The sequence below is a fragment of the Nocardioides sp. genome (assembly GCF_031422975.1).
Lineage (GTDB): Bacteria > Actinomycetota > Actinomycetes > Propionibacteriales > Nocardioidaceae > Nocardioides.
In genome coordinates, this window is the sequence record NZ_JANPEO010000225.1 from 1 (window position 1) to 8,071 (window position 8,071).

Sequence of the window (8,071 nt, forward strand, 5' to 3'; positions counted from 1 at the left end):
CTACCCCGCAGTCCGCGAGGATGTAGGCGACCTGGCCGGCCTTGAGCGCCGGGTTGACGGGCACGAAGACGGCGCCGGCCGCCGAGGCACCGAAGATGGCGGCGATGGTCTCCGGGCGCTTGTCGAGGAAGACAGCCACTCGATCTCCCCGCGAGACTCCGAGCGATCTGAGCGCTCCTGCCGCGCGCCAGGACTGCTCCCACGTTTCCGCGTAGTCGAGGCAGATCTCCTCGTGGGTCAGCGCCGGCAGGGTGCCGGTGCTCGAAGCGCGCTCCTCCAGCAGGTGGTGCAGGTTGGTCCTCATCTCAGGCCCACCTCTCCCCAGCAGCGGCCCCCCGGCGCCGGTCTCGACGATCGACGCTCAGCCCTGCGCCTCCCCATGTCCCGAACGCTACGACCGGATCGCCCCCGGGCGGGCTGGGCTCAATCCGGATACCCCATTTGTGGGATCCGGGGCGGGCACTCGGTCCAGCCACTCAGGTCCCCGTTCGGCACGCAGGAGCGAGGGCCGCACGAGCACACCCACTGCCGCGCGCGCGATCGCGTCACCTCGAAGGGCTCGGGTGCCCTCACGCAGCAGCAGGGCCAGCCAGTAGAATCCGACGCGAGGACCCGGACCGAGCCGGGCGAAGAGTCGCAGTCGATTGGCCACCAGCAGGGCCCACAACCGCGGAGACGTGCCGGAGTCGCCCTCGAGGTGGACGGCCGATGCCGTGGGGACATAGCGCACGGAGTACCCGCGCGACGCGGCGCGCAGGTCGAACTCGGTCTCCTCGGAGTAGAGGAAGTAGGACTCGTCCCAGGGGCCGCAGTCGTCGAGGCACTGACGCCCGATCAGCTGGGTGGACCCCTCGGCCCAGTCGGCGTCGCCGGCGATCGCATACGTCGCGGGATCGGTCACGATCTCGCCGAGGCCGGGCCATCGGCCTGCCCTGGTTGCGCCGAGCAACGCGTCGGCGAACGCGCGTTTGAGGGTCGGGCGCCTGCGGAGCGAGTGGATGAGCGCTCCCGATCCGTCGACCAGGCGAGGGACGGCGATGCCCGCACCTGGCTCGTCGAGTGCCGACAGCAACTCCGGGAGGCAGTCGGTGCCCAGGCGTACGTCAGGGTTGAGGACGAGCACGGCCGGGGCATCGGGCGCGACGGAGAGGGCGGCGTTGATCCCGGCCGCGTATCCAGCGTTGCGTCCTGTCTGCACCACTGTCGCGCCGGGCGCCAGGGTCCGAACGACATCGACGGTGCCGTCGTCCGAGGCGTTGTCCACGACGACGAGGTGATAGTCGAGGTGACCGGTTCCGGCTGCCAGGGAGTCGATCAGTCCGGGCAGGACCTGCGCGCTGTTCCAGGTGACCACCGCGATCAGCAACGGCTTCATGGCGTGGTCCCGGGAGTTGCGCCGACCGTGCGAAGGGGGCGTCGAGGGCGCCACTTCTCCAACCAGTAGACGAGCACCACGGTGATCGAGGCGCCGAGCAGTCCGGTCGCCCCCGCCGTTCGGGCACGGCTCCCAGTGACTGCGTAGATCGTAGGATCTGGCGACGAGGGCACGGCCCGCGCCCGCAACTCGGTCGGGATCCCGAGGTTGTCCTGTTCGGCCTCCAGCCGGCTGACCACGTCGCGGGTGGCCGAGGCCGCCGCGGCCGACACCTCGTCGGGAGTGCGCCCGGCCACCTGGACGTCCAGGTAGTTGGCGGAGAAGATCGGGCGCCACTGCGTGCCGAGATTGGGTGCTCGGAACTGGACTCCGTCCAGCCTCCCCTGGCCCACCATCGTCGCGTCCACGTCACCGGTGAGCATGGGTGGATGCCCGTGGTTGAGCTCGGTCGCGAGAACCCCTACCAGCGGTGGCAGGGCGTAGACCGGGTCGTCGAGCACGTCTGTGCCCTCCGCGCCGGCCGGGCCGACGAGAAGGACGTTGTACTGCGTCCAGTAGACCGGCGGTTGGTTGATCGAGACGTAGAGCGCCCCAACGCTCAGGGCGGCACCGACGACCATGACGTACCAACGTCGGAGCATGGCGGTGATCAGGTCTCTTGAGGTCATGTCGTCCCCCGCTTCACCTGATCTCCTCGACCGACTGCACGAGCAGCGGAGCGAGGCGGAGCCTTAGCCGATGCGGGAGGTCTCGACGGCCCCCCGACACGATCGAGTAGTACTTGTCCGTTGTGATCGGGTGTGTTTCGGGGGTCGTGGTGGACCCCGGATCGCCGGCTTCCATGGTCATCGCCTCGAGACCTTCAGCCGACCGGCTGGCTCGCACCCTTTTTCGCGAGCACGAATCGGGTGAGCCCCCCGATGCTGCCGACGTTGTCGAGGACCGTCTGGGACTCAGCGACCTGGATCTCGAAGTGTGCCTGAACGAACTCGATCATTGAGTCCTCGTCGCAGGGGATCCGAGAGAGGTCACACAACAGGAAGTTGCTGCCGATGAACACTCGCAGATCGGTCCTGATCTGATCTTCCACGTGCGTCCCCCCAGGCTCACAGTCTTGGCTGCAGTGCATCAGCCCGAGCGTCCGTGTCGCGGCGAACTCAACGGAGGCTCACCAATATTGGTGAGGCGTGCCTGCTCGGCCACCCGGGCCGCCTCGGCGAGGTCTAGTTCCGAGGGCAAGGAACGCGCGACGGGCAGGGGGCGACATGGTCAGCCGCGGGGTTGGTTCGATCCGCATCTCCCTGTCGCACTGCGACGAGTTCGCAGTGGCGGTGGCAGTTGCAGTGGCTCAGCGCGAGCGAGCGGCCCCCAACGGAGTCGCCTGAGGCCGGCGCCAGGCTTGCGGGGGTGTGGACGCCTGCGAGCCGCCCAGCAGCCAGGCCTCGTCCCACTGCACGCCCGCGAGCCACTCACCCGACCGGATCCGCGGTAGCAGCCAGTCGAGGTCGTCGATCGCCAAGCCAGTCACGAGCACGTGGTCGTCACGCGACAGCTTGTCGAGCGCCCGTTCCAGCTCGTGGTGACCGGCGACCGAGGACATCGCCACGGAGCGCCCGCGCCGCTCGAGGACGACCTCCTGGCCGGCGATGGCGGAAAACGTCCCGGCAGCATCGAGGTTGATCAGGTGCAGCGGGTTCCGTGCACAGAACTCGAGCAGATCGACCTCGTGTGCGATGTCGGCCAAGACGACCGGAACGTCGAGGGTGCTCCGCACCCTGGCAGCGAGGCGTGATTTCCGCAGCCAGGAGCGCCGCCAGCCGTGTTGGCGCAGGATCGGGAGGTCGCGCCAGTCCCAGGCGTGCCCGGTCACGGTGCCGCACGTGGTGCGGATCGGCAGCAGTCCCGGATATCGATTCCCGATGCTGCGGTGGGCCTCGTCGAGCCGGGCGAGATTGATGGTCAGGCTGTTGTGCGTGATCCCGGTGTCCACAGCGCCGGCGAGGCGTCCGGACGACCGCATGCGCAGTGCGTACTCCACCGCGTAGGCATGCCACGCCAGGTCTGGGTCCTCGGTGAGCGGCTCCTCCAACACGTCGGTGCGTCTCGCCATGAAGAGGACTTCGTCGAGAGTGTCCACCGGGACCGGGACATCGGCGGAAGCGCCGATGAGGATGACTCGGTCGCGCAGCCGCCCGGCCAGAGTCCCCTCGGCGGTCACCCCGCTGGCGCCGAGCACGCCCCACCGCGGATCGTCGAGTGCGGACGCTGCGGCGACGAGACGGTCGATGTCGTGCAGGTAGACGTCCTGGTGCACGAACACCACCACGTCGTGCTGCGCGAGGCGCGCCGCGTGGTTGAGTGCCGCCCCGGCCGAGGAGAAGGCATGCGCGGTGTTGTCGATCGGGAGGTATTGCAGCGGCGCCGGCCCGGCGTACGCCGCCAGCGACCGGTCGAGGCAGTGCCGGCGCACTTCGATGTCGTTGAAGACGCATGCGATGCTCAGTCCCACGTCACACGCCTCCTGCTGGTCGCGCCGCGGCGCCGCATCGTGTCGTCATCGCAGTCGCTTGAGGGTGCCGGCGAGCGCGCCCTTGGCTCGGGCGGGTAGCCGCGGCGCACGCAGGACGTCTCCCTCCACGCTGTTGACGGTGTCGCTCCGGCGGATGCTGTATCGAGGCTGCACCCAGGAGTCGGTCCGGGCTCGGCGTCGATCGCTGGTGTGCACGGAGCTGTAGTCGAGGGCACGCAGCCGCGCGAGAAGGCGTCGGTCGTAACGGCCGAGAGGGAGCGCCGCGTCCTGCACGGGGGCGCGGGTGATGTCGGAGAGCATCGCGCGGGCTGCGACCAGTTCCTGCTCCGCGGTCGCCGCGTCTATGCCGCGCCACGGCCGGTGCCACATCCCGTGGCTGCCGATCTTCATGCCGCTCGTGTGCAGGCGTCGCACGTCGTCGCGGGTGAGGCTGCCCGGATGGTCGAGCCTGCCGGCCAGGACGAAGAAGGTCGCCGTGAGGCCGCGCTCCTGGAGGGCCGGCAGGGCGATCTCGGCGTCCGACGCGTTGCCGTCGTCAAAGCTCAGGCGGACGTCGGACCGCTCGGCCACCCGGTCGAGGACGCGAAGCATCAGGTCGCGCGAGATCCAGTAGCCATCTTCGTCGGGCTCGAGCTCCCGTCTGGGCGTTCCGATGCCGTGGAAGCAGATGTTGACGGTGGGCATGGGTCGAACGGTAGGCAGAAGGGGCGGGTCGTCTCGCGGGTGGCGGGGTGGGTCCCCCAAATCCGGTATGTGGAGGTCGGTGCCGGAGGGATTGTCTCCCTGCTACCTACGATCTCGGCATGGTCGACGAGCCCACGGGGGTGGCCCTGGCCCCGATCACGGACAACGACGTTCGGGCTGTCGCCGCCTTTCTGCACGAGCACCTCAACCGGCGGCTGAGCCCCGCTGAGTGGGCTCGTTGTGCCGTTCCGCCCTGGGACGTGGATGCGCCCAACCATGGGTTCATGCTCCGTCAGGGCGGCGAGGTCGTCGGCGCCTATCTCGCCTTCTATTCCGAGCGCGCCGATGGAGACCGGACTCGGCGGATGTGCAACCTGGCCGCCTGGTGTGTGCTCGACGAGCACCGTGGCCACGGGCTACGCATGGTGCGGGCTCTGCTCCGCCAGAGTGGCTATGAGTTCGTCGACCTCTCCCCGAGCGGCAATGTGGTCGAACTCAACAAACGGTTGGGTTTCGAATCCCTCGACACGGCGACCTCGATGGTCCCCAATCTGCCGCTCGCGTCGCGTCGGGGAGTGCGGCTGGTGACCGCGCCCTGCGCCATCGAGGCCTTGTTGACGGGGACCGAGTTGTCGGTCTATCGAGACCACCGGGGCGCTGCGGCGGCACTGCACTTCGTGGTCAAGGTCGATGGCGACATCTGTTACGTCATCGCGCGCCGCGACCGGCGCCGCGGCCTGCCGCTCTTCGCGTCACTTCTGTACGTCTCTGACCCGGTGGTGCTGGCACGCGCCGGCCATGCGCCGTACCGGCACCTGTTGTTGCGCCACCGGGCGCTGGTGACCCTGGTCGAGCGACGAGTGGTTGGCCGGCGGCCGAAGCTCTCCTGGGAGCAGCACTCGCCGCGCCCCAAGATGTTTCGAAGCGGCCAGGTGCCCGCTCGATCGATCGACTACTTGTACAGCGAGCTCACGTGCGTTCCGTGGTGAGCAGACCCTTGACGGAGGCGAGCGAGATGACAGTGAACGGCGGGGTGGCGGCACGGCTGCGGCACAAGGTCGTGGATGCGCCAGGGTCACTCGGCGCCCGCATGCGCGCGGAGCGTTGGTCCCTGGTGAAACGATCCTTCCCGGACATGGCGGGGCTCTCGGTCCTTGACCTGGGAGGCACCGTGGAGGCTTGGGTGCGGGCCCCGGTACGGCCCGCCCAGGTGACGGTGCTCAACCTCTTCGAGCCCGGAGTCTCCGAGGTCGATTGGCTGAGGCCTGTCACTGGGGATGCCTGCAGGGCGCGGGCGGAGCTTGAAGCCGCTGGTGCGCCGCTGTCGTACGACGTGGTCTTCTCCAACTCCCTGCTCGAGCACGTCGGTGGCCACGCCCAGCGGGTCGCTCTCGCAGCAGAGGTCCATGCCCTCGCCTCTCGCCACTGGGTGCAAACTCCCTACCGCTACTTTCCGCTCGAGCCGCACTGGCTCTTCCCGGGACTCCAGTTCCTGCCGATGGGGGTGAGGGCACGATTGGCGGCATCGTGGCCCCTCGCGCACAGCAGACCCGAGTCGTCGGCCGAGGCGATGTCGGAGGTGCAGTGGACCGAACTCGTCGGGGTTGCGGAACTGCGTGCATATTTCCCGACATCGCGCATCCACCGCGAGCGCGTCGCCGGAGTCACCAAGTCCCTGGTGGCGATCGGCTCTGACGTGGACCCGGGGCTCACGGGTTGACGGCGCCGCCCTTGTCCCACACGTTGCCCGTCCACACGTTGCCCGTCGCTCCCTTCTGGAACGCCGTGATCGGGCCGTAGACGCCGCACCGTGAATTGGTCCCACGCTCGAAGACGTTGTTCGTGAACTCGATGTAGGTGGCGATCGGGAAGGGCTTGGACGGTGAGTAGCCGCCGTACGCGCAATAGGAGATCGACGACGCGTTGGCCTTGAGCAGGTTGTTGTCGATCTGCACGTGACTGATCGGGTCGAAGTCCCCGAACAGTGACACGTCCGCCGTGCACCCGCCGTCCTGACTGTTGAGGATCGCGGTGCAGTGCAGCGTGTTGTGACGCACCAGCATATTGGTGCCGCCGTTGGAGATGAACGCGTTGTTGTGGTAGCTCTGGCCGTCCGGGTTGTACTGGTCGTGGAGCCAGGAGTCGATCAGCGTGCAGTTGTCGTTGCAGTGGAAGCTGTGCTGGCCGCCGGTGACGTCGACCCGGGTGGCACTGATGTTGTACCCCCACAGTGCACCGTCCGACCATCGTCCGGCGCGCACATCGGAGTCGGTGATCGTGACCGATGTGTCGCCGTCACCCATGGTGGACTCCACCCGCGGCACGAGCGACTTGTCGATGACCACACCGGTGGTCTGAATGACCAGCGCATCGCAGGCCCCGGTGGCATCCACCGCCGTGATGGTCCGCGCCGACGTGATTGTGCACGGACCGGTGTAGGTCGTCAGCGCTGTCCCGGCAGGGACTCCCGTGTTGTCGGGGCCGGGGAAGGGTCCATTCGTCGGAGTCGGAGTCGGGGTGGGGGTCGCTGTTGAGGTCGGCGTCGGACTACCGATCGGACCCCGGCCAGGCAAGAAGCGCACGTCCACCCAGTAGTTCGTTGCTCGGGGCGCAGTCACCGAGGGGAATGTCGTCTTGCGTGCCTTCAACGTCACCCCGTTGCGCCGCGGGGCGCGCAAGTTCGCGGTCACGACACCCGTGTCGAACCAGCCTGGCGTAGCAACGTGTATGCCTTTGCCGCGTGTGTGCACCGATACGACATACCTCGTGCCCGGCACCAGTCGGACAGGGGATGAGAACGTGACGGAGTTCCAGCCTTGACTCCTCGTGGGCAGGATCGCGGTCCGCGCGAGCACGTCTCCATCGGAACTCCACAAGGTGGCCGTGCGGGGGGTCGCACCCTTGCGTCGCAACGCCTTGAAGTAGCGGAGGCCGGTCGCTGTGCCCGCCACCTCGGGGTGGAAACGCACTCCCACCTCGCGTGACGCACCCCGTCGAGTGGTGACGGTGGCGCTGGGAGAGCCGGACGGAAAGAGACCGACTGTTGGTCCCAGCCGGTCCAACTCCCCGACACCGAGACGATCCGGTGGGGAGGCCAGCGTGCTCGTCATCGATGCGGCAGCGCCGAGAAGCGTCAAGCCGATCACGGCGGTGATGAAACGGGCACGCTGAGAACGCGTTCGGGTCAGTTGACGCATAAGTGGCCTCGCTGAGGCGATAGACGAAGTTCCGAGAGCCCCGGCTCAGAGTGGCTTGGATCGAAACGGCGGGCAAGGCGGTCCGAGAAACTTCACCAATCTGTGTCTCACCGCACCACGGTGGGAGACCAGGCCTCCTCGATCAGCAGCTCCGGCTCAGCCTCGGCGGTGGTGTCGATTGACCAGACGTCGGTCACCCCCGGTTCGTCCTCGCGGGGCAGGCCGTAGAGGAGGGTGTCATCGTCGAGCCACTCCACCTGGTCGTCGACGCCACGGTCACTGTTC

9 protein-coding genes and 1 pseudogene are annotated in these 8,071 nt (G+C 68.1%); 2 read left to right on the top strand and 8 right to left on the bottom strand.

Annotation, left to right across the window (positions count from 1 at the left end):
• The 6 genes from RMO85_RS06685 to RMO85_RS06710 form a co-directional block, all read right to left on the bottom strand.
• Positions 1–304, bottom strand: a 304-nt coding sequence (locus RMO85_RS06685) for an AMP-binding protein (RefSeq protein ID WP_310527806.1), incomplete at its 3' end; no start/stop codon positions are given.
• Positions 305–391: 87 nt separating this feature from the next.
• Complete coding sequence (locus RMO85_RS06690; protein WP_310527811.1) at positions 392–1,375, bottom strand: glycosyltransferase family 2 protein; 984 nt, start codon at positions 1,373–1,375, stop codon at positions 392–394.
• Positions 1,372–2,043 carry a hypothetical protein gene (locus tag RMO85_RS06695; RefSeq protein ID WP_310527816.1) on the bottom strand — a complete coding sequence of 224 codons (672 nt, stop codon included), beginning with the start codon at positions 2,041–2,043 and terminating at the stop codon, positions 1,372–1,374. The genes RMO85_RS06690 and RMO85_RS06695 overlap by 4 nt, the downstream gene beginning before the upstream one ends.
• 194 nt (positions 2,044–2,237) lie before the next feature.
• The gene (locus RMO85_RS06700; RefSeq protein WP_310527819.1) at positions 2,238–2,372 is read right to left on the bottom strand and encodes a hypothetical protein; all 135 of its coding nucleotides are present in this window, start codon (positions 2,370–2,372) and stop codon (positions 2,238–2,240) included.
• A 351-nt stretch (positions 2,373–2,723) separates the two neighbouring features.
• On the bottom strand, positions 2,724–3,884 hold the full coding sequence (locus RMO85_RS06705) for a hypothetical protein (RefSeq protein WP_310527823.1): 1,161 nt from the start codon (positions 3,882–3,884) through the stop codon (positions 2,724–2,726).
• Positions 3,885–3,929: 45 nt separating this feature from the next.
• Positions 3,930–4,589 (bottom strand): polysaccharide deacetylase family protein, encoded by a 660-nt coding sequence (locus tag RMO85_RS06710; protein ID WP_310527827.1) that lies wholly within the window; start codon positions 4,587–4,589, stop codon positions 3,930–3,932.
• Between the two features lie 119 nt (positions 4,590–4,708).
• On the opposite strand from RMO85_RS06710, the gene RMO85_RS06715 reads away from it, so the two are divergent.
• The gene (locus RMO85_RS06715; RefSeq protein ID WP_310527830.1) at positions 4,709–5,578 is read left to right on the top strand and encodes a hypothetical protein; all 870 of its coding nucleotides are present in this window, start codon (positions 4,709–4,711) and stop codon (positions 5,576–5,578) included.
• Between the two features lie 26 nt (positions 5,579–5,604).
• A complete protein-coding gene (locus tag RMO85_RS06720; protein ID WP_310527832.1) occupies positions 5,605–6,309 on the top strand; it encodes a hypothetical protein in 705 nt (234 codons plus the stop codon).
• Here the strand turns inward: RMO85_RS06720 and RMO85_RS06725 are convergent.
• Together RMO85_RS06725 and RMO85_RS19640 are read right to left on the bottom strand one after the other, a co-directional pair.
• Positions 6,299–6,982, bottom strand: coding sequence for a hypothetical protein (locus RMO85_RS06725; protein WP_310527834.1), 684 nt, complete (start codon positions 6,980–6,982; stop codon positions 6,299–6,301). The two genes, RMO85_RS06720 and RMO85_RS06725, sit on opposite strands and share 11 nt — an antisense overlap.
• A 204-nt stretch (positions 6,983–7,186) precedes the next feature.
• Positions 7,187–7,786, bottom strand: a pseudogene (locus RMO85_RS19640) (DUF4082 domain-containing protein); the annotation flags it as partial.
• Positions 7,787–8,071 lie beyond the last annotated feature (285 nt).

Bases quoted from the DNA above. Each gene is read 5' to 3' on its own strand.
- RMO85_RS06715 (WP_310527830.1), top strand. From the start codon at position 4,709: ATGGTCGACGAGCCCACGGGGGTGGCCCTGGCCCCGATCACGGACAAC.
- RMO85_RS06695 (WP_310527816.1), bottom strand. From the start codon at position 2,043: ATGACCTCAAGAGACCTGATCACCGCCATGCTCCGACGTTGGTACGTC.
- RMO85_RS06700 (WP_310527819.1), bottom strand. From the start codon at position 2,372: ATGATCGAGTTCGTTCAGGCACACTTCGAGATCCAGGTCGCTGAGTCC.
- RMO85_RS06690 (WP_310527811.1), bottom strand. From the start codon at position 1,375: ATGAAGCCGTTGCTGATCGCGGTGGTCACCTGGAACAGCGCGCAGGTC.
- RMO85_RS06710 (WP_310527827.1), bottom strand. From the start codon at position 4,589: ATGCCCACCGTCAACATCTGCTTCCACGGCATCGGAACGCCCAGACGG.
- RMO85_RS06720 (WP_310527832.1), top strand. From the start codon at position 5,605: ATGACAGTGAACGGCGGGGTGGCGGCACGGCTGCGGCACAAGGTCGTG.